Below are 21,826 nucleotides of genomic sequence, written 5' to 3' on the forward strand. Positions count from 1 at the left end.
AGCAAGCAAAAAATAGAGTGCTTTAAAATATATATAATATGTAAATTGCATCAGTTACCATTTTACAGCTAAATTAACACAATTTTTATTTATTATGTATATTCTGTAAAGAGGTGATATCATGCAGCTACAAGCAATAAACTCATCAAAAATAGAAGCAGTGGGATATGATAACAACGGAATGATTTTAAGGCTTAAATTTAAATATATCACTTGTGACTACTACGAAGTTCCTAGCCAAGTATACAGAGATTTAATGGAAGCATCTTCAAAAAGTGGATATTTTACAAAACATATTAAAAATTCATACCGTTATTGTATCGTTTAAAACATATTTATGAGAAATAACTGCTAGTACAAGTAGTTATTTCTTGTTTCTCTCATAGATCTACACTGTAAGATTTTAAATGAGACATGAAACAGTTTGTAGAGATTTCCCCATAGTATGTATTCATATTTATCAATAACAATGGATAAAACAAGTTATTGTAGAACTTTTCTTTTTGCTCTTTTTATAAACTTTGTTCTTCCTGCTACTAAATTATGATCGTAAAAAACAATTTTTACCATTAGGTATCGTTTTAATAGTAGAAATCTGCCACAATTATTAGGAGAGAGAAAACACTATACATATAAATCTTGCGGAAAGTTTACTTCTACTAATAATTTGTTATATTTTATATTTTTTTTCAATTATATTATAATCAGATATACGTTTAACATATACTTTATATTTAAATGTACGATAATTGTTTCAATTAATGTCGAAATGTTATTTTAAACATTTTCATAGAATTTGTTGCTTTATAGCTCAAACAATAATAATATTAATTTTGATGTTGTGAACGTGAGAATTTTTTGAGGTGAAAAAGATGTTAACTGGTTGGTTTTTATGGTTTATTCTGTTTTGGGTCGTTTTTCTTATTGGCATGTTTGCAATCGGAGGCTATTTCATGTTCCGCAAATTCTTCAAAAGACTTCCGAAAGAGGATGGAAAATCCGAATTGGATTGGCAAGATTATTATATTGAAAAAACGTATCACTTGTGGACTGATGACCAAAAAGCTTTATTAGAAGAATTAGTTAAGCCAGTACCTGAACTTTTTAGGGATGTTGCCCGCCAAAAGATTGCAGGGAAAATTGGTGAAATAGCATTAGAGGAAAAAGCAAACTCAATTACACAAAGTTTAGTCATCAAGGGTTATATTTTAGCAACACCTAAGAGAGATCATAAATTTTTAGTTCGCACTTTACGCGAAAAACAAATTGATCTAACACCGTACGAAAGTTTTTTTTAACACCTACTAAAAGAGGCTGACTCAATTAAAGTGCTCCCTTTATAAAGGGCATTTTAAAATGAGAACAGCCTCTTTTTACGTTTTTTATCATTGTTTGTTGTTTTCATACTAAAAGTAAACTGTGTTTTGTGCATCTTTTCATTTCTAATTTAATTAAAATCATTTCTAGATTGCTAACAAAAGCAACAACGTTTTTAACAAGATCTATTTTAAAAGCTCTTCAAAATTTGCAAGTGTTACAACGATTCGTTCGTGGCCAACCTGGATGTATAAATCTTTTTATATTGAAAATACATTGCAATACGCCAAGGTACAATCATGCCAAAAGCTAAAATCCAAAACATGCCACTCAACTCAGCATAGTTAATTTGTGTACTTAAGTATGATTTAAAGATGATTCTAATGATTAATAGTCCTATTAAAATGAACACAAAAGCTTTTGATCTTTTTAAATAAATATCTTCCCCTCTCACTTCAAACTTAGAAGTCTTAATTAAAAGTATTGAAAAGAGAGCCCCGACTGTCAATGCTTCTATCAATTCAGCTGAAGAAACACGAAACATTGGATGGATGAACATCAATGCCCCCGTGCTCATAAATATTGGTGGTAACACTATTTTTTTTACATTCGTAGGTTTCTTGGCTGCTTTCATTCTAATTAATATGACAGCAATCGCCATTAAAATTGCAACTATTGATGAAGCGTAAATCAATCAAATCAATCCTTTGCTTATTTATCTATAAAGTTTATTATACGTAATCATCATTATAAACGATAGTAGATAAATAAAAAAACCATTTAAGCCTTTTCTTAAATGGTTTTTTACATTAGCACTTTTTTACTATGTTGAGATCGTCTAGAACATTTAAATGAGGATTTATGCCATCGTCTTTAAAATAGGTGATTTTCGCATAAATAGATATTTTACATCCTCAGAGCTGACACGATTACATCAATCATTCGTAGCATTTATGCCACTCGAAAGAGCAACTGCTCAAATTTCATGGAAAATAGCAACAACTTTTATGTATGGAGCATAGTTGTAAAGAAGAAAAGCATGAACTTTAAGGGCAGTGTCGTTAATTCGTTATTACAAATTACGTCAACAGAAACCTAAGCGTATTATGGAATTAGATAACTCGATTAATAGCTTCTATTACACGACCCTCATCGAACGGTTTAACAATAAAATCTTTTGCACCTGCTTCTATTGCTTCAACAACCATTTTTTGTTGTCCCATCGCTGAACACATAATAATTTTTGCATGTGGATATTTTTGTCTAATTCCTTTAACTGCATCAATTCCACCCATACCAGGCATTGTTATATCCATAGTTACTAGATCAGGATGTAATTCATCGTATAACTTAATCGCTTCATTTCCGTTCTCACCTTCACCAACGACTTCATGTTGTGCTTTTTTTACTATGTTTCCAAGTGTCATGCGCATAAATTTCGCATCATCAACAATTAATACTCTTGCCATACAATTCTTCTCCCCCTCGACTCTATTAGCTCTATATAGTCAAAAAGTAGTGACATCATATACTTTATCGAAAAATCACAATTTTTTCAATACTTTTGTTGTGATATGAAAGTCCTAATTTATCATAAAATGACCCTTTAAAACATATTAACAGGGAACAAAAGTCCCCGTCACTCGTCTTGAGTTAAAATCCTGTAAAACCACCAAATAATGGAGTAAGATAAATCGTTATTTTCGTCATTAAGTCAAAAAACAACATAATTCCAAAGACGATCATTATAAATCCACCAATTTTCATGATCGTTACATTATGTTTGCGTATCCAGTGCATTTTTCCTATAAAAAGGGATAGGATTAAAAATGGGATTGAAAAACCTAAAGAGTACGCAGTCATGTATATTACTCCTGAACCCGGATTAGCTGCAGCTAGCACTAACACACTCGAAAGGATTGGACCAGTACAAGGCGTCCAACCTGCTGCGAATGCCATACCAATTAAAGAAGATCCTACATAACCAGATGGACGATTTTTAAATTCGAGCTTTACGTCTTTCATCATAAATTTAGGTTTAAAGACACCTATTATAACTAGACCAAAGAAAACAATTAAAATTGCACCAATTTGCCTTATTAAATCTTTGTAGTTAATAAAAAATTCTCCAATAAAAGATGTGCCAAATCCTATCGCAATAAAGATTACTGAAAAACCAAGCAGAAAAAATATTGTATGTAGTAAGCTTCTTTTTGCTAATTTGGTATTTTCATCCTTCAATTCTCCAACAGAAACACCGGTGATATATGATAAGAATGCTGGATATAATGGCAAACAACAAGGCGATATAAAAGATAAAAAACCAGCTCCAAATGCTAGAAAGATGTTAACATCAGCCATTTAAACAACTCCTACGTAGTAGATTCTCTTTATATTCTAGCAAATAAAATAGCTAAATCCTCATTTGAAATTGTGACATATTTGTGTCGAACTAGCTATCTCGATTGATGATTTCCTTAAAATACTATTTCTTCTAATTTATCAGATTGACCATTTTGTAAAATAAACATTTTATAATATAGGCCTTTTAAATGAAGAAGCTCTTGGTGAGACCCTCTTTCAACAATCTCTCCTTTATGGAGAACGAGAATTTGGTCTGCATCTTGAATTGTTGAAAGTCGATGAGCAATTGCTATTGTCGTTCTTCCCTTTCGCATTTTAGTTAATGCAGCTTGGATGGCTTCCTCAGTTTCAGTATCGATATTTGCTGTTGCTTCATCAAGTATAAGTACCTTTGGGTTTGTTGCAATTGTCCTTGCAAAAGCGATGAGTTGACGTTGACCACTAGAAAATGTTGACCCTCTTTCAACTACTTCTTGATTATATTTATGCGGCAGCTTGTCAATAAATGAATCAGCTTGTACAAATTGTGCAGCTTTTTTTATATCCTCTTCTTTTATAGAATTATTTTTCAGTTTGATGTTATCAGCTATTGTACCAACGAATAAAAACGGATCTTGAAGAACGAGGCCAAGACTAGACCTTAACTCCTTATTTTTATATTTTCGAATAGATACTCCATCAATAAGAATATCTCCTCGATTAAATTGATAAAAATTCATTAACAGGTTGATGATCGAACTTTTCCCGCTACCAGTATGTCCAACTAAAGCAACAGTCTCACCTTTGTTTGCAGTAAACGAAATATTCTTTAAGATATCTTGTTTTCCATCGTAAGAAAAACTAACATTTTTAAATTCTATATTACCAACTTTGATCAAAGGATTGTTATCACTATCGCTATCAGGTGCTAGTTCATTTTCATCCATTAAATTGAATACTCTATCAGCTGACACAATAGCTTGTTGATAAAGTGATAATCTCATCATCATCTCATTAACAGGTTCAAAAAAACGGTCTAGATAGCTAATAAATGCATACAGTACTCCAATTTCAATAGGTCCTTCCATTGAAATAATTCCGAAATAAGAAAGCACTAGGACTAATGCTAATGTAGAAACTACGTTTATAGCTGGACGTAATAACAAACCATCTAATTTAATATTCTTCATCCCCGCACGAAAATGACCTTCATTAATATGAGCGAACTCTTCTCTTAATCTACGTTCTTGTCTGAAAACTTGAATGATTGCCATACCTTGAAGTGATTCATTTAGTTTAGCATTTAGCTGACTCAACTTTTCACGCATATCTTGATAATATTTAGAACTGTAACGACGATAAGTTTTCATAATAAGAAAGATGATCGGAATAAGGACTAAACAAAAAATTGCTAATTGGACATTTAATAAAAACATAGCCACGAAAATACCAATTAAAAATACACCGTTTTGAACGAAAGTTGCTAAAACACTTACAAACATATCTTTGATTGCTTCTGTATCATTCGTTACTCTAGAAACAATGCTCCCATCAGGGGTTTTATCGAAATACGATAAACCAAGTTTATGTACTTTGTCAAATACATCAATTCGTAATTGCTGAATAATTTTTAGTGCGATTTGCTGAAACTTTAATAATTGGAAATATTGAATAATGACTTTAGCCAAAATCGAACCTAAATATCCAATTGCTAACAATAGAATCGGTCCATATTCTAAATTTTGTGGCGTTAAATAGTCATCAATAAATATTTTGACTAAGATTGGACCAATGATATCAGCTGTTGTAGCTGTTATTAGTAAAGTAAATGCAATGACAAAAGATTTTTTATGTGCTTTCGTATACGAAAGCAGTCTAAATAACACTTGGCGCTGCTTTTTAGCAGAAATTGATTTATCCATGTTTATCCTCCAAATTCAACAAGTGCTTCTAATTGCTGAGTAACATACATCCTTTTATACCATCCAGCTTGATTCATTAGCTGTTCATGCGTCCCTTGTTCCATAATCCTTCCTTCATCTATAACTATAATGAGGTTTGAATGTTGAATAGCACTCAATCGATGAGATGTTATCATTGTTGTTTTGCCGTTACGGTTCTCTTTTAGAGACGATAGAATTTTCTCCTCAGTCTTCGCATCTACGGCTGATAAAGAATCATCTAAAATGAGAAGTTCTGGATCCATCAACAACGCTCGTGCAATTGCTATCCGTTGCTTTTGTCCACCTGACAATGAAACACCCCTTTCTCCAACTACCGTTTCATAACCATGTGTAAATCCAGTAATGTCTTCATGAATATGAGCTAGCTTTGCTGCATGGTGTATTTCAAAAATTGATGCTTCAGGTTTAGCAAAAGCAATATTATCTGCTATCGTACTTGAAAACAGATAATGATCTTGTGGCACATAACCTATGGCACTACGTAAGTCATGCAAAGAATATTTCTCAATAGGATGTTCCCCAAATAAGATATCCCCTTCATATTTATCAAACTCTCGTATAAGGAGCTTTAAAAGAGTTGTTTTACCTGCACCCGTTTTACCTACAATTCCAATTGTTTGCCCTTTTTGTAGTTTAAATTTAATTTCATGTAATACATTTTGCTGTTCATTAGGGTATGTAAAGCTATTAATATTATAGGTAATATGACCAGAGGGAGTTTTCTTATTATCCTTTGAATCATCGTCAATGTCGACTTTTTCAGATAATAAATTAGACACACGGTCATATGATGCTCTTCCTCTTTCCACAATGTTAAACAGCCAACCAAAAGCCAGCATAGGCCAGATAAGTAAACCTAGATACGTCGTAAATGATACTAACTCTCCTAATGTCATCTCACCTAGTATGACATATCTTGAGCCAAACCCAACTGCCAATAGAAAAGATAGTCCAACAATGAGAGATATAGTAGGGTCAAACAGCGAATCAATCTTAGCCACAGTTACATTCTTTTTGACTACGTCTTCAGATTGTTCAAAAAATGCCTCATTGTCTTCTTTTTCCTGTCCAAAAGTTTTAATAACTTTTATCCCGCTAATACTTTCTTGAACTTTGTCGTTTAAAGAAGAAAAAGCTTCCTGAGCTTTATGAAAATGTTTATGTAATAATGTTCCGTAAAAATTGGTTGCTAATGCCATAAAAGGCATTGGTATTAGACAAATTAATGTTAATTTCCAACTAATCGTAGCTGCCATTGTAATTAATACAAAACCACCTGTAGCTACTGAGTCGACAAGTGTTAATACTCCCGCACCTGCTGTTTGCTGAATGGCTTGAATATCATTTGTAGCATGTGCCATTAAGTCACCTATACGCTTTTTTTGGTAAAATGATTGAGACATTTTTGTGAAATGCTCAAATAATTGGTTTCGTAACAACCTAGCCAGCTTTACTGATGATCCAAAAATCATCATCCTCCATACTAAACGGAGAAAATAAACTATAATAGTGACTGCAATTAATAACAACATCCACTTTAATAATAGGTTAATTGATAACGTCTGATCATTAATATGATCTACAACAATCCCTATTACTCTTGGTGCTACTAGTTCCAGCATAGCTACTATACATAGCACGAGAATCCCAAAAATATATGACTTTTTTTCTTTTTTAAAAAACCACATCAAGTCTTTAAAAACACTCATCTTTTGTCCCCCATTGAACTCAGTCAAGTAAACTTGTAATTCGTTGTACTAAGGTAAGTCTCTTGCCCCACCCTTTCTTCACCTATAATCCATCAGTGAGAAAGTGCTTCATATTTACTATGATAAGGTATGTGCATATACATAAACATAGAAAATAATGTTTATCAGTATTGCAAAGAAATGATATGTATGAATAATCTAACACATACGAAAACTTCGTAACATTTATTTACAGACCATATTCATTATTTGTAATCGAATTCATAAAAAGACACCCAACCATTTGAGTGCCTTACAACTTTATTTTATTTGGTTGTTCATTGCTTTCATCATTTGATTGATTTTCTTTTGTGATGGCTTTTGACCCATTTGTGCCATCATCACTTTCAACATTTGTTCATTAATAGGTGGATTTTTCTTAAGATAGTTCATCATATATTTTCGAGCTATGAAAAATCCTAGAGCAACTCCAGCAATTAAACCTAAAGATACCCATAGAACTATTTCCCACATACTATTTTCCTCCTTCAAATTGTCTACATTACAGTGTACTAAACCAAATATGATTATACAATAGTTGAGCACAAAAGTCTCAATAAGAAATAATTTTTATAAAAAACATGTAGTTTTATTTTTTTAACAGAACATTCAAAATATTATGCGTGTGACAATGGTAATGAAGGATTCTCTAACATTACTAAAGAGCATTCATTTTAACTGGTTTTAACCAGCCATACCGATCGAGCTGTAAATCCATTGCTAAGAAACAAGGGTCGAATTTTCTTATAATTTCAAAAAATACAGCTTCAGCTTCATAGCTTCCTTCAGCAGTTAATTGCATGTATTCTTCATATACGACTAATTTTGCATAGCTTTTATTATCAGGTAATAATATGGAATGAACCTTACGATGAGAGTTATTATCGTTCTGGTTGTGTAGTTGTTTCACCAATAATTTGTGGATTGTATGAGTAGGAATTGGTTGAGTTATATACTCTATTTGTTTTTTTAGTAATTGTTTTCTTGCACTATTAGCATGTTCATAATCTACAAACAACTGTAATAGCATTTTCTCTCGTCCAAAATAATGTTTAGCAAATTGTTCTTCAATTAAATAAATACGATAGTGTCTCACGAAGTTCCCTCCTTTATCCTACATATTTAATCTAATTATAGACTTGTCTTATTTAAATTATTGTCTTATTCCGCAAAAATGAGCCACTTGTTTTGCCGAATTCTGTCTAATATGTCTGTTAATGATAATCACCTATTTTATTTACGAGCGTATAATATAAAAGTTGAAAGCTATTTTCACATAAATAGTTGTTTTTCCTACTAAGACAAAAACGTGTATACAATTCGTGTAAAGTAATATTAGTGCTAAAAAAGCCGATCAAAAAAAGCTAAACTGAAATAGTGAAGGAGGTATGATAAGGTGTTTACATCCCGAGTTAATTTCGATCCTAATGCATGTCATTATCAAATAATATATAATTCCCCTCAGTTACTTAATGACTATCATGTAAACCATACTAGTCGACACCCATATAACAACAGACAATTTCCTCCTGTTGACACAACAATGTTTAGTAAATCCGCAAAAGAAATGCAAAAGTTGATGAGTGAGGCTGCTTTAGTTCTAAATAAAATTGCTTACTCTAAGGAATTTGCACATCAGGTCATGACCGCCGCTCAAGAGTCTCAGTTAAATAAAGTTGAACAATTAATTAAATCAACAGGTATTACTTCAGAAGTTGAATGTTCATTTAATCCAGATGGTATTACAATCACTTTTATTTTAGCAACTAGTGGAATTGATTGTTGCCATTTAAGTATTATTTTACGTTGGAGAAGTTAAAAAAAGGCTCTTTTCGTAAACTTTGTTGCTTTAGTTCCTAAACAGATGTTTTACTCAACAGTATAATCTCGTTTTAATTAATAAAATCTATGCGAAAGCAGCCTAAAAAAAAGAGCCCTTTAAAAAGGCCCTCTTTTGCTTATTTTTGTATTAAGTTCTTTACTTTGTTTACTACATTTTCAACTGTAAAACCATACTCTGCCATTATTTTTTCTCCAGGTGCAGATGCGCCAAACTGATTGATCGCTAAAATATCACCTTCATCGCCAGTATATCTTTCCCAGCCTAATGAAGAAGCCATTTCAATACCTAAACGTTTTTTAATATTTTTAGGTAAAACAGCATCTTTATATTCTTGTGGTTGTTCTTCAAAACGATCCCAAGACGGCATACTAACAACTGATACATGAATGCCATCATTAGCTAATGACTTCTGCGCCTCAACAGCTAGACTAACCTCTGAACCAGATGCTAATAGCAATGCATCTACATTGTCATTACTTGCTGGAGACACAACATATGCTCCTCGCTTTACACCTTCATATGCATCACGCTTCGTGTTTGGTAAAGTAGGCAAGTTCTGACGTGTAAGCACAAGTGCGTGTGGCTTATCAGTAGCTTCAATTGACACCTGCCAAGCTGCAGCTGTCTCATTCGCATCACCCGGTCGAATGACTGAAAGACCAGGCATCGCACGTAGTGCTGGCAGCTGTTCAACTGGCTCGTGAGTTGGTCCATCCTCACCAACAGCAATACTATCATGCGTAAATACATAAGTTACTGGTAATTTCATTAAAGCTGCTAAGCGAATGGCAGGACGCAAGTAATCAGAAAATACAAAGAAAGTCCCACCAAATACTTTCACACCACCATGAAGTGTCATGCCGTTTAGAGCAGCTCCCATGGCAAACTCACGTACACCAAACCATATATTTTTTTCTTCATATGAATTTGGCATAAAGTCATTTGACTCTTTAATCATTGTTTTATTAGACCCTGCTAGATCAGCAGATCCACCTATAAATTGTGGAACACTATTAGCTATAGCATTTAATACCTCACCAGAAGAGGATCTTGTCGCTAAGCTACTTCCTTCTTCATAAGTTGGTAATTCCTTTTCCCAACCACTTGGAAGCTTTCCTGTAATAGCTGCTTCTAGTTGTACTGCTAATTCAGGGTATTGTTCCTTATACTGAGCAAACATTTGGTTCCATTCATCTTCTTTTTTACTACCAGCATCCTTCACAGTATCTGAGAAATTGTCGTACACTTCAGACGGTACATGAAAATCTTCTTCAAATGTCCAGTTGTAGGCCTCTTTCGTTAATTTTAACTCATCTGCACCTAGTGGAGATCCGTGTACTGCTGACTTACCTGACTTATTAGGTGCTCCGTAGCCAATGACTGTTTTAATCTCAATCATCGTTGGATGGTCAGTATCAGCCTTCGCTTCTTCAATTGCTTGCGATAATTCTTGTATATCATTACCGTCTTCAACACGAATATACTGCCAGCCGTATGATTGGTAACGGTTTTTGATACTTTCAGAGAATGACTTATCGAGGTCACCGTCTAAAGATATATCGTTTGAATCATATAACACAACTAGACGTCCTAGCTTAAGGTGACCTGCGAGCGATGCTGCCTCAGCTGATACACCTTCCATTAAGTCACCGTCACCACAAATTGTATACGTGTAGTGATCTACAACATTAAATGTATCTTTATTATATGTAGATGCCATATGTCTTTCAGCCATAGCCATACCAACAGCCATCGCGATACCTTGACCAAGTGGCCCTGTTGTTGCTTCTACTCCAGCAGTATGCCCATATTCTGGGTGTCCTGGTGTTCTGCTTCCCCATTGACGGAAGTTTTTAATATCATCCATCGTTACGTCATAACCACTTAAATGTAATAAGCTATATAATAGCATTGATCCGTGCCCAGCTGATAATACAAAGCGATCACGATTAAACCATTGAGGATTAGACGGGTTGTGGTTCATATATTTAGTCCACAACGTATATGCCATAGGAGCAGCTCCCATCGGCATGCCAGGATGTCCTGAGTTAGCTTTCTCAATTGCATCAATCGATAAAGTTCTGATTGCAGCAATAGATAAATCATCAATATTAAGTGACATAAAATACCACCCTTTCAATCATTATAGTACATATCATATATTCAAAATGAACAAATGTACATACATTGTGAAAAAAAGATACATTTTGTTCAAGAAAACATCTTATCATAGTATGTACAAAAAACGATACATACTATGATGTATCCTTAAACTTCCTTCATTCAGCTTATAATTTAGGAAGATTTTAAAATAAAAAGTTACGAATACCAATAACTATAGCCTTAGTGAAAACGGCTATTCTTACTCTTTTTTAACTTTGTAGGTGTAACATCATTTCCTTCTTTATCTACGACTTTGACTGAATGTAAAGTATTTTCCATCGAATTACGAAACGATTGAATATATTCCTTACGTAAATCCTGTTGTTCACGTTTTTCTTCATCCGTTAACCCAGATGATTTCGATTTTTTTGACAAATAGTTAATACGATTAATTTTTTCATTTGATAACACGTAAATGCTTCCTTTCTATACAATAGAATATTATGTTCTGTACATATTACAAGAAGAGAGCTTCATTTTCAACGGTTTTGTTTTAGTACAAAAAACTAAAGACTTATGCAATTAGTATTTATCGTATCTTCTCTTTGTTGAAAATAATGTCAATAGCATTATAATACGATCTAACCTTCCACTATAGTTGAATACAATGGTATTGCTAAAAGTGCCATTTTAATAGGCTAAATTCGTAAAGGTTGTTGCACTTCAGACTATGATTTAAGCACGTTTATATCTAGCTTTTGTGGTACCTTTTCTACTACTTATAATTTTGTGGATCCGACAAAACTCCGTCTTTCTGTCTTCTTGTTATTATAATAGCAACAAAAGTTTACGAAAGGCTGTTTTCGAATTGATTATTGTTTTTCGTATTAAGACTCAACTAAAGGTTGTGACATCTTTTCTTCCCTACAACGATGACTAACATGTAAAGTCACTTATATTGTACTAATTTGTAAACAATAGTAACAAAGCTTACGAACAGAGCCTAACGAAATTGCCTTACAATAACAACGTATTAAAAGTATACAATTTTAAATTGTATACTACAGCATTCTTCCATTCTATTGTTAGCCATCTACTCTAATTTATTATGCATATATTCTTTATACCGTCGATGTACCGTTGCTTTTGACACATTAAATCCGAGACCACGTAATGTAGCCGCTATATCTGAAAATGTGAGATTATTTTGACGTAACCTTATAATTTCCTCGATAGGTATTTCTTTTCTTTCTCTACCTGAGCTTGCATGGATGTTTTTTAAATTCCTCTCTGGCTTATAACCTTCTTCAATAGCACGTTTCATTCCCCGTTTAATTTTTAAATTATGTATTTTGCGTTGATATTCCTCAACAATGCTTACAATTTCCAACATCATGGAATCAGCTTCAGACAATTGTAGCTCTCCATGATGATGAACAGTATATATTTTAACTTTTTCTTTTAAAATAAAATGCAGCAAAGCTATTCTTGCATTACCCCTACCTAGCCTTGTCTCATCTTGTATTAAAAGGGCATCGATTTGCTGTTCCTTAATTTCATTCAATAATTCATAAATGCCATCTCTATCCATGTCATATCCGCTTGCTCTTTCTACAACCACTTTCTTCACATCAAAATGGTAACTGTTTGCAAGCTGGAGTAATTCTTCCTTTTGTCGTGTTAATGATGTCTCCTGTGTTTGTTTATTTGTACTAACACGACAATATATTATTGCTTTTTCCATTTCTACCTCCGATTAATTGTTAACAGCATAAGTATCATACATTTTATTACCTTCTGATTTTAACACTGGAATATAAATTTCATCACCATAAAAAATACTATCAGGAGCAATTTGATTTACATCCTCTACCCAACTGATAAAGTCATTTATTGACAAATCGTGACTGTTACTATACTCGGAAGCAATATCCCATAGTGTATCACCATCTTCTACTTTAATAATGATATAATCATTTTTCTCGATATCCTTATAAGAAGTAATTAGTGCAAAAGCAAAGCCGATAAAAACAGTAAAAAACAAGATATAGTAAATTTTAGATTGTTTCATAATAAGTCCCCCTGATCAACAGAATACATGTTCGTTTTTAGTTATTGTATACGAACAAATGTTTTATGTCAACAATTTTACGAACTTACGTTTGTTATACATGACAAGTCGTGCTATAATGAATGAAAGTAAAATCTTTCTAGTATATCCTTATCGTCTTAATAGATGATCTTAATTTTTAAATGTTATGGACGGGTATACATGCTAACCATAGAAAAGATTATTATAATGAGGTGCTAACGATGGCAAAATTATCGAAAAGGCAACAAGACATACTGGATTTCATAAAACAAGAAGTACAATCAAAGGGATATCCACCTTCTGTTAGAGAAATTGGAGAAGCGGTAGGGCTAGCTTCAAGCTCAACGGTTCATGGTCATTTATCTCGTTTAGAAAGTAAGGGATTAATCCGTAGAGATCCAACGAAACCTAGAGCAATTGAAATATTAGATTTAAATCCTGCTGATGTAATTCCAAAAAATAACGTTATGAATGTACCGATCATTGGAAAGGTAACAGCTGGTCAACCAATAACAGCGATTGAAAATGTTGAAGAATACTTCCCTCTTCCTGATAAACTTGTATCTCCTGACGAAAATGTTTTTATGCTTGAAGTAATGGGAGATAGCATGATTGAAGCAGGTATATTAGATGGGGATCACGTCATTGTTCGGCAACAACAAACTGCTTCCAATGGAGATATCGTTGTTGCAATGACGGAAGATGATGAGGCAACAGTTAAGAGATTTTTTAAAGAAAAAGACTACATAAGACTACAGCCAGAAAACTCAACTTTAGAACCTATTATTCTTCGTAATGTAGCTATATTAGGAAAAGTGATCGGGGTGTATCGTACCATTCATTAAAACATGATGTTACATAATGAATGTATGATCTACTCTTTGACAAATTATAAAAGGTTGTACCAATCAGTTCGATTAACATACAGGTTAGCAGTCCACAATGCTCTTTAACGTATTCATACTATCTCATATTATAATCCAATCCTTAGCTTAGAACGTCTGAGCTAAGGATTTTTTTGTCATATAGTAAGCTCCCTGCCAAATTATTTTTATTGGCTATTTTCACAATAGTTGCTGCTTTTAGTTTTAAGATATAAACACGTATATATAGTGTTCGAGACACCTTTTCTTCATTTTTAATTATTGATCTCCTATAAAACTAATAATGCTGTCCGTTTTTAGTAAAAAACAAAGTTCACAAAAAAGTCTTTAGTTTTAACTTTATCATTCAATGAATTGCTTAATAACTTGCTCTCATATTTCCTTCACTATGACCATTAATTTTATGCTTATTACCTTGAGTTAGACTTGACGGTCTAGACCGTACGGTCTATTATATATAATAAGAAAGCTCCATTAACTATTAGGTCATTTCCGCATAGCGTGTTTTTCGTACTAAAACACAAACACGAATACAACTAGATTTCGTGCCATCATTTCACATATAAAACGATGTATATTGAGTAACGATGTCTATATCTTCAGTATAAAGAACTAAAGCAACAAAGTTTACGAACAGAGCTAACTATTAAGATTAAAAACTTGTAGGAGATGATGTAATTGACGCAAGGATTTAATAAAGAATTCGAACACTCAGATGATTTAATGCAAGCAGCATTAAATGAATTTGTGGAAAAAGGCTATGAAAAAGCCTCATTAAATCATATTTTGAAGACGGCGAATATGAGTAAGGGATCATTTTACTATCATTTTAACAACAAGGAAGATCTTTACTTAAATCTCATAGACATTTTAATTCATAAAAAGCAAGAATTCCTTGTCAAGGTTATGAAGCCAAGTGATTATGCCAAAGACATTTTTTCGATATTTAAAACACAAATCCGAGTTGGAATGCAATTTGCCAATGAATACCCAGATATTAACCGTTTTGCAAACAGCTTTATTAAAGAGAAAGGAACTAACATATACGAAAAGGCGTTGACAAGGCATAATTTTCAGGATAATGATCAAATGAACAAGCTCATTGAAGCATCCTATAACAAAGGTGAAATAAGGCAGACACTACCACTCGAATTCGTCCAATCATTAATTGGTTTTTTGTTCACTAATATTGTGGATGTAGCTGATATGTCAAAGCCTGACAACTATGAATCAAGTCTAAACCACTTAATTGATTTCCTGAAAAATGGCTTAGCAGATCAGTAATGATCATAACCATCACATGTTGACATCAGCAAAGTATCAAGTCTTTACCTGTCCAGTTGATAATTTGGAGTAAGATAAATAAATGCTACATCAGTGCATCGTTAAAGTAATAATTCCTTTCTGCCTTCAATTAGTTTTCAAAATAACAAGCTTAATTTGAAAAGGAGAGTTATTATATGACTCAATTTGATTATCCTGTAGGATACCATGATTTTCATAAAACAAAAATTATAGACTATCAAATGAATCGCTGGTATTCAATGGGATACACACGAAAAGAAGATATGGTAGATGCAGCAAGCAGAATAAAAAAGTTAGAAGATTGGAAAGAGGAAATGATAAGGCAGGCTGAAAAAGCTATTGATGAAAAACGCTTAATGAATGGAACATTTTATTACAGGGCTGCAGAATTTTTTGCTCATCCGAATGACCCAGATAAATTAAGACTTTATGATACATTCATTGAAATGTTTTATAATGACCTATTTGTTGAACATGATATTGAACGTCATAACATACCATACGAAAATGTATTCTTACCTGCGATGAGACTACCCTCTAACAATAAAAATGGCAGAGGAACGATTGTGATTCATGGAGGATTTGATTCCTTTATGGAAGAGCTATACTCCATGGCAAACTATTTTGTACAATTAAACTATGAGGTCATTTTATTTGAAGGTCCAGGGCAAGGTGGTGCCTTAAAAAAATCTGACTTAGCACTTAGTTATGAGTGGGAAAAACCAACGAAAGCCGTTCTAGATTACTTTCAGTTAAATAACGTAACCTTATTAGGTGTGTCCATGGGTGGCTGGCTCTGTTTTAGAGCAGCTGCGCATGAACAGAGAATTAAACGAGTTATAGCTCTTAGTATAGCCTACGACTACATGAAAATTCCCCCACCTATAATTGAGAAATTTGCTTTATGGCTTTTCAAACACCCTAAATTAATGTATTGGATGGCTGATGTAAAAATGAAGATGATGCCACAAGAAAGATGGGGAACAGATAATTTAATGTATATTACTAAAACTGATACTCCGTTAGATGGTGGCATGGCATTATTAGAATTCAATGCTGCACATTTAAAATCAGAACACGTTACACAAGATGTATTAATATTAACAGGGTCAGAAGATCATTTTATACCGTTGAAGATGCACGATATTCAAGTAAAAGCTCTAACGAATGCAAAATCTATAACTGAAAGAATCTTCACTAGAGATGATCATGCTCATAATCACTGTCAGGTTGGAAATTTTGGCCTTGCTCTTAGTGTCATGTCAAATTGGTTAAATGAAAAAGAATAACAAATTTGAAGGATTATAGAGATAAAGATAAAGCTAAGCTATTGAAGAAAACCCCATTAACTAATATAAATCAGTTAAGGGGTTTTTATTTAGACTGTTTTCGTATTGGTTGTTGTTTTTTGTATTAAGAAATAAACACGTATAACTAGAGTCGTGGGCATTTTTTCTTCTGTACAACGATGACTAAATATAAAATCTCATTGATGGGATTTTATTTAAAAATACAGTTAATTAAAGCAGTTTTATTTATTCTCCCCCTCCCCCACCGCTGTCACCACTGCCCCCACTGTCTCCGTTACCGTAATCAGATGAAAATAAACCTACACCATTTCCATCATCGTTACTACTAGTGGATGAACTTGTCCGATGATGAATACGATGTTTTGTTCTGTTAGCATTTCCAGTACTAAAAGCAGTAATTGAGATAATAATAACTAATAAGATAAACCCAAGTATCATAAATTCCATAGAAATCCCCCCACATTTAGTTATATATAATATACGAATAATAATAGTATGAAGTTTCATGAGTTTGACAAAAAAGTACGGCTCAAAACAGCAATACCTTAACATTTCTACCTAGTTCAAATTTTTCTAATGGCTTGTTTCGCATTAGTTGTTGCTTTTTATAATAGTGGGTTCGTATAGGATGATGCATGTCGTACTAAAATATAACACGTATAAAACTAGTATTCAGGGCATATTTCTTCTATAAAACGTTACCTTTATCTTCTGTTTTCGAACTATTTGAACAAAGTTTACGAAAAGAGCCTTATAATAAGAGCTAAACATGTTCGGCATCTTTCCTTCTCTATAGACTATTAAAATCATATAATACACAAATGTAAGTGAAAAAATGCAACATAGTTTACAAAGAACCCTTCCTATCAACTACATAAAAAGCGTAGCAATTCGTTAAATGCATGCTCAGCAGATAATTCACAATAGTGCTCTGAGTAGATATCACTAAACCCATGATTTGCTCTATATTTTTTAATGGTGATTTTTTCTTTATCCTTTAGCTTAGTAATTAATTGATCAACATTAAATGATTTTTCATTCTCTGGGAAAATTAGTAGTGTGGGACAAGTTGGAATCATGTCAAGATAATCCCTTATCCTTGAGCCATAATAACAAATAGCTCCATCGCAATTTTGGTCTTCACTGAATAGCCATGCGACGGTCCCACCTACACTATATCCAAGAATAAAGATTTTTCTGTATTCCTGCCTGTATTTTTTTAAAAGTGCCTTAACGTATGTAGTTGCTATATCAAATCCGACTTTATTAACAAAATGGTGATAAGCCAATTTCTCCTCATCGTAATGAAATGCATTGTTTTCTCTAAATAAATTGGGACAAATCACATCAAAGCCTTTATTTGATAGTTCTTTACATATATGTTTCATATGCCTATTTAAACCGTATATTTCATGAACAACGATCACTAATTTGTCTGAATTATTTTTGTAAGAAATCATTTACTTTACCCCTAATAATTATTGACCTTATTTCTTCAATTGCTTCATTGTAATAATTGTTGCTCGTACATGGAATACGTAACAACAATTAATGCAGTGGGTATTCTTTTCTTTATAACGATGACAACAACCGTATAACCTACTTGTTATTGTTGTCAATTGTTAACAAGAGTAAATAAAATGTTCGATCAGAACCATTTCAACAACATTTAGACTTCTCATTTGTTCGGATCTGTTAATTAGGTGAAATTTTCAATTGAATTATTATTGGATGCTTTTTCTAAAATGTGTTCATTTTATTCACATTATTGTAACTTTGATAATAATTAAATAATAGTCTATTAATTTGTAAATTTTTCTAGTAGAATAATTAACAAATTTAATTAGGCTCATTACGTAAATTCTGTTACAGTTTTTACAAAAAATGTCCAGTATGATGAGTTTATTTGAGAGCTCAATAATTTAAAAAGGAGAAAAGGTACAAACAATCGTTAGATAAATATGTGTTTATATTTAAGAACAATATGAACAAACGATGCAAAAAGCCTCGAGTTATTTAAGGATTTATAATAAATAACTTTTTTATAAAGTATGTGGAGGGATAGTCATATGAGTATTAAATGGCAATCAAAGCAGCAATTCATAGATCTTCTTTGCCAGCTTGTAAGTATTCCTAGTGTCACTGGTTCACAAGCAGAAACATGGTTACCACAATTTGTCATCTCTGAACTCGAGTCACTACCCTATTTTCAAAATCACAAAGATCAAATATCCTTACATGCAACAGACGATGGACGTTTTTTTGCGACAGCTCTAGTTAAAAAGTCTGACAAATGTAAAAAAACCATCATCCTCCTTAGCCACTTTGACGTCGTTGACGTTGCTGATTACGGCAACCTCCATCACCTTGCATTTGATGCGAAAAAGTTAACAGCATATTTCTATAAACACAAACTTGAGATGCCAAAAGAAGTAAGAGATGATTTAAATACTGGGGATTGGTTATTCGGAAGAGGTACGATGGATATGAAATGTGGCCTAGCTATGCACATGGCAATGATTGAGTTAGCATGTAACGGGGAATTTGATGGAAATATTTTATTGCTAACAGTTCCTGATGAGGAAGTGAATTCTGTAGGTATGAGATCTGCTATACCTACCCTTCTCGAGTTAGCTAATACTCACAAATTAACATATACTGCTGTACTCAATTCGGAACCGATGTTTTCACGTTTTCCAGGCGATCAAACAAAATATCTTTATACCGGAACAATTGGCAAAGTTTTGCCCGGTTTTTTTTGTTATGGCAAAGAAACACATGTTGGTGAGCCATTTTCAGGGCTAAATGCCAATTACATGGTTTCAATCGTTAACGATGAATTAGAGTTAAATACAACTCTTTGTGAAAAAATAAATAATGAAGTAACCCCACCACCAACTGCCCTTATTCAACATGATCTACAAAAAGAATACTCTGTTCAAGTAACAAATAAAGCTGTGACACTCTTTAATGTATTCATGTTTAAAAAACCATTGAATATACTAAAAGACGAATTAAAGAAAATTACCAATACAGCTGCCTTACGTATCCAACAGTCATTTGTTGATAAAGCTAGCAGCTTTACAGCATTAACAAATTCTGAAACACCATCCATACATGTAAAAGTTTATACGTATGAAGAGCTCGTTATATACGCGAAAGAAAGGTACGGAAGTAAAAGAATAGAAGCATTGCATCAAGAAATATTCGAACAGCATAAGCAAAATCTAGATGATCGAGAGCTTTCTATTACTATAGTTGATCAACTTTCTTCTTTATGTAAACATTTATCACCAATGATCGTTCTCTTTTTTGCTCCACCCTTTTATCCAGCTGTCTATTCCCATGAACATCCAATGATTCAACAAGTTATGTCAGACTTAAATATCCATGCTAACCGTATGCACAACATACTATTTCAGCAAGTGCTGTTTTTTAATGGTATATCCGATTTAAGCTATGTCGGACTCCAACATTCACCATCATCCATTCAACCATTAATTGCTAATTTCCCACTTTGGGATCATGGATATTCACTGCCAATTGAAGATTTAAAGCAATTAGATATACCTGTATTAAATGTTGGACCAATAGGACGAGATGCTCATAAATGGACAGAGCGATTAGATATTAATTATACTTGTGACACGATGCTCGAGTTGTTCCCATACTGCATCCAAAGATTATTTGTTTACTCGAAATCTGATCAAGGTTGTTAAATGTATTTTTTCCTCTGTTCTGATCTACTGAAAAGTCTTCAAACAGATAAACTAGATATACACCGTCATTCCAACAAGGTTACTCGATCGTGATCATGTCGTTTAATTTTTTGGAATATTTGATAACAGAACAATATCATAGCTATAAATCGTAGAACAGTTTTATTGCACATTTCACTGTTGTTGACTACAATAGAAAATATTCTTAAGTGAAATGAGTGATATACTTTGAAGCAAACTAAGGTTGGAATATCTTATACAATTATTGCGTATGTGCTTTGGGGGATACTTCCATTATATTGGAAAATGATTGAGCATGTTCCTGCTAGTGAGATACTTGCTCACAGAATTATTTGGTCCTTTATATTTGTTTTATCAATTATTATTTTTAAAAATAGGTTTATGAATTTTAAAAAAGAGTTAAGTTCATTAGTAAATCAACCGAAGAAACTGGCAGCCATATTTCTTGCAGGGGTTTTAGTAAGTGGAAACTGGTTTATATACATTTGGGCGGTAAATACCGACCACCTTGTTGAGGCTAGTTTGGGTTATTATATTAATCCCCTTTTAAGTGTATTACTCGGTGTACTCGTCTTACGGGAAAAATTAACAAAATGGCAGATTATATCTGTTCTCTTTGCAGGGATAGGAGTAGGAATATTAACGTTGCAATATGGAAAGGTCCCTTGGATTGCATTATCATTGGCACTATCCTTTGCCCTATATGGATTAGCAAAAAAATTAGTTAAACTGGACTCACTCTTCGGTCTCGCAATAGAGACCTCTATCGTTACTCCAATTGCTTTCATTTATCTTGGAACGATACAAGCACAAGGTACAGGATTGTTCTTATCGAGTTCTTTCAGCACAGTGTTATTATTAATTGGAAGTGGAGTAGCAACAGCGATACCATTAATATGCTTTGCAGAGGGAGTAAAGCGCATTCCGTTATCAATGAATGGTTTTTTTCAATACTTAGCTCCTACAATAAGTTTATTAATTGGGGTATTTATCTTTAAAGAAGAATTTACAAAAGTTCACCTAGCAAGCTTTACGTCTATTTGGTGTGGTCTTGTTATTTATACAGCTTCAAATTTACATCTTGGTAAACAAACAGAGAAGAAAACTCTACGTGCGTGAACTTTAATTCAAGGCTTTTTCCGCAAAGCTTTAATGCTATTATAACTAGCTGAATCTT

At 33.0% G+C, this 21,826-nt stretch carries 22 protein-coding genes; 9 read left to right on the plus strand and 13 right to left on the minus strand.

The window, feature by feature from the left end:
* Positions 1–121: 121 nt before the first annotated feature.
* Both ACSVDA_RS06570 and ACSVDA_RS06575 read left to right on the plus strand, forming a co-directional pair.
* Positions 122–328: a KTSC domain-containing protein gene (locus tag ACSVDA_RS06570; RefSeq protein WP_485881816.1), complete on the plus strand. Its 207-nt coding sequence runs from the start codon at positions 122–124 to the stop codon at positions 326–328.
* Positions 329–872: 544 nt separating this feature from the next.
* Positions 873–1,298 carry a DUF2621 domain-containing protein gene (locus ACSVDA_RS06575; protein WP_320210550.1) on the plus strand — a complete coding sequence of 142 codons (426 nt, stop codon included), beginning with the start codon at positions 873–875 and terminating at the stop codon, positions 1,296–1,298.
* A 236-nt stretch (positions 1,299–1,534) separates the two neighbouring features.
* Here the strand turns inward: ACSVDA_RS06575 and ACSVDA_RS06580 are convergent, their stop codons facing one another.
* Entirely contained in the window at positions 1,535–2,011 is a 477-nt protein-coding gene (locus ACSVDA_RS06580) for a CcdC family protein (RefSeq protein ID WP_485881817.1), read from the minus strand.
* Positions 2,012–2,168: 157 nt separating this feature from the next.
* Between ACSVDA_RS06580 and ACSVDA_RS06585 the strand changes: the two genes are divergently transcribed.
* Positions 2,169–2,339 carry a hypothetical protein gene (locus ACSVDA_RS06585; RefSeq protein ID WP_485881819.1) on the plus strand — a complete coding sequence of 57 codons (171 nt, stop codon included), beginning with the start codon at positions 2,169–2,171 and terminating at the stop codon, positions 2,337–2,339.
* 90 nt (positions 2,340–2,429) lie between these two features.
* Here ACSVDA_RS06585 and ACSVDA_RS06590 read toward each other — a convergent pair whose 3' ends face one another.
* The 6 genes from ACSVDA_RS06590 to sirA form a co-directional block, all read right to left on the minus strand.
* Positions 2,430–2,786, minus strand: coding sequence for a response regulator (locus ACSVDA_RS06590; protein WP_485881821.1), 357 nt, complete (start codon positions 2,784–2,786; stop codon positions 2,430–2,432).
* 184 nt (positions 2,787–2,970) lie between these two features.
* Positions 2,971–3,678, minus strand: coding sequence for a cytochrome c biogenesis CcdA family protein (locus ACSVDA_RS06595; RefSeq protein ID WP_320210553.1), 708 nt, complete (start codon positions 3,676–3,678; stop codon positions 2,971–2,973).
* 116 nt (positions 3,679–3,794) lie between these two features.
* Complete coding sequence (locus tag ACSVDA_RS06600; protein ID WP_485881823.1) at positions 3,795–5,582, minus strand: ABC transporter ATP-binding protein; 1,788 nt, start codon at positions 5,580–5,582, stop codon at positions 3,795–3,797.
* A 2-nt stretch (positions 5,583–5,584) separates the two neighbouring features.
* The gene (locus ACSVDA_RS06605; protein WP_485881825.1) at positions 5,585–7,333 is read right to left on the minus strand and encodes an ABC transporter transmembrane domain-containing protein; all 1,749 of its coding nucleotides are present in this window, start codon (positions 7,331–7,333) and stop codon (positions 5,585–5,587) included.
* A 300-nt stretch (positions 7,334–7,633) separates the two neighbouring features.
* Positions 7,634–7,846, minus strand: a complete 213-nt coding sequence (locus ACSVDA_RS06610; protein ID WP_214482373.1) for a YneF family protein — start codon at positions 7,844–7,846, stop codon at positions 7,634–7,636.
* 184 nt (positions 7,847–8,030) lie between these two features.
* Complete coding sequence (gene sirA, locus ACSVDA_RS06615; protein WP_485881826.1) at positions 8,031–8,468, minus strand: sporulation inhibitor of replication protein SirA; 438 nt, start codon at positions 8,466–8,468, stop codon at positions 8,031–8,033.
* A gap of 300 nt (positions 8,469–8,768) precedes the next feature.
* Between sirA and ACSVDA_RS06620 the strand changes: the two genes are divergently transcribed.
* Positions 8,769–9,191 carry a YuzC family spore coat inner layer protein gene (locus ACSVDA_RS06620; protein ID WP_485881828.1) on the plus strand — a complete coding sequence of 141 codons (423 nt, stop codon included), beginning with the start codon at positions 8,769–8,771 and terminating at the stop codon, positions 9,189–9,191.
* 139 nt (positions 9,192–9,330) lie between these two features.
* Here ACSVDA_RS06620 and tkt read toward each other — a convergent pair whose 3' ends face one another.
* From tkt to yneA, 4 genes are all read right to left on the minus strand, one after another.
* Positions 9,331–11,337 (minus strand): transketolase, encoded by a 2,007-nt coding sequence (gene tkt / locus ACSVDA_RS06625; protein WP_485881829.1) that lies wholly within the window; start codon positions 11,335–11,337, stop codon positions 9,331–9,333.
* 221 nt (positions 11,338–11,558) lie between these two features.
* On the minus strand, positions 11,559–11,789 hold the full coding sequence (locus ACSVDA_RS06630) for a DUF896 domain-containing protein (RefSeq protein ID WP_214482369.1): 231 nt from the start codon (positions 11,787–11,789) through the stop codon (positions 11,559–11,561).
* 622 nt (positions 11,790–12,411) lie between these two features.
* The gene (locus ACSVDA_RS06635) at positions 12,412–13,062 is read right to left on the minus strand and encodes a YneB family resolvase-like protein (RefSeq protein ID WP_485881831.1); all 651 of its coding nucleotides are present in this window, start codon (positions 13,060–13,062) and stop codon (positions 12,412–12,414) included.
* 12 nt (positions 13,063–13,074) lie between these two features.
* Complete coding sequence (gene yneA / locus ACSVDA_RS06640; RefSeq protein WP_485881833.1) at positions 13,075–13,389, minus strand: cell division suppressor protein YneA; 315 nt, start codon at positions 13,387–13,389, stop codon at positions 13,075–13,077.
* A gap of 242 nt (positions 13,390–13,631) precedes the next feature.
* Between yneA and lexA the strand changes: the two genes are divergently transcribed.
* The 3 genes from lexA to ACSVDA_RS06655 all read left to right on the plus strand — a co-directional run bounded on the left by lexA (position 13,632) and on the right by ACSVDA_RS06655 (position 16,888).
* The gene (gene lexA / locus ACSVDA_RS06645) at positions 13,632–14,255 is read left to right on the plus strand and encodes a transcriptional repressor LexA (RefSeq protein ID WP_485881835.1); all 624 of its coding nucleotides are present in this window, start codon (positions 13,632–13,634) and stop codon (positions 14,253–14,255) included.
* A 717-nt stretch (positions 14,256–14,972) separates the two neighbouring features.
* On the plus strand, positions 14,973–15,578 hold the full coding sequence (locus ACSVDA_RS06650; RefSeq protein ID WP_485881837.1) for a TetR/AcrR family transcriptional regulator: 606 nt from the start codon (positions 14,973–14,975) through the stop codon (positions 15,576–15,578).
* A 176-nt stretch (positions 15,579–15,754) separates the two neighbouring features.
* On the plus strand, positions 15,755–16,888 hold the full coding sequence (locus ACSVDA_RS06655) for an alpha/beta fold hydrolase (protein ID WP_485881839.1): 1,134 nt from the start codon (positions 15,755–15,757) through the stop codon (positions 16,886–16,888).
* 246 nt (positions 16,889–17,134) lie between these two features.
* Here ACSVDA_RS06655 and ACSVDA_RS06660 read toward each other — a convergent pair whose 3' ends face one another.
* Both ACSVDA_RS06660 and ACSVDA_RS06665 read right to left on the minus strand, forming a co-directional pair.
* Positions 17,135–17,356: a hypothetical protein gene (locus tag ACSVDA_RS06660; protein WP_320210563.1), complete on the minus strand. Its 222-nt coding sequence runs from the start codon at positions 17,354–17,356 to the stop codon at positions 17,135–17,137.
* A gap of 419 nt (positions 17,357–17,775) precedes the next feature.
* On the minus strand, positions 17,776–18,369 hold the full coding sequence (locus ACSVDA_RS06665; RefSeq protein WP_485881841.1) for a dienelactone hydrolase family protein: 594 nt from the start codon (positions 18,367–18,369) through the stop codon (positions 17,776–17,778).
* Between the two features lie 609 nt (positions 18,370–18,978).
* On the opposite strand from ACSVDA_RS06665, the gene ACSVDA_RS06670 reads away from it, so the two are divergent.
* Together ACSVDA_RS06670 and rarD are read left to right on the plus strand one after the other, a co-directional pair.
* Positions 18,979–20,628, plus strand: coding sequence for a M20/M25/M40 family metallo-hydrolase (locus ACSVDA_RS06670; protein ID WP_485881843.1), 1,650 nt, complete (start codon positions 18,979–18,981; stop codon positions 20,626–20,628).
* Positions 20,629–20,856: 228 nt separating this feature from the next.
* A complete protein-coding gene (rarD, locus tag ACSVDA_RS06675; protein WP_485881845.1) occupies positions 20,857–21,768 on the plus strand; it encodes an EamA family transporter RarD in 912 nt (303 codons plus the stop codon).
* Positions 21,769–21,826 lie beyond the last annotated feature (58 nt).

The organism is Cytobacillus sp. Hm23 (genome assembly GCF_051842895.1).
Lineage (GTDB): Bacteria > Bacillota > Bacilli > Bacillales > SM2101 > Nanhaiella.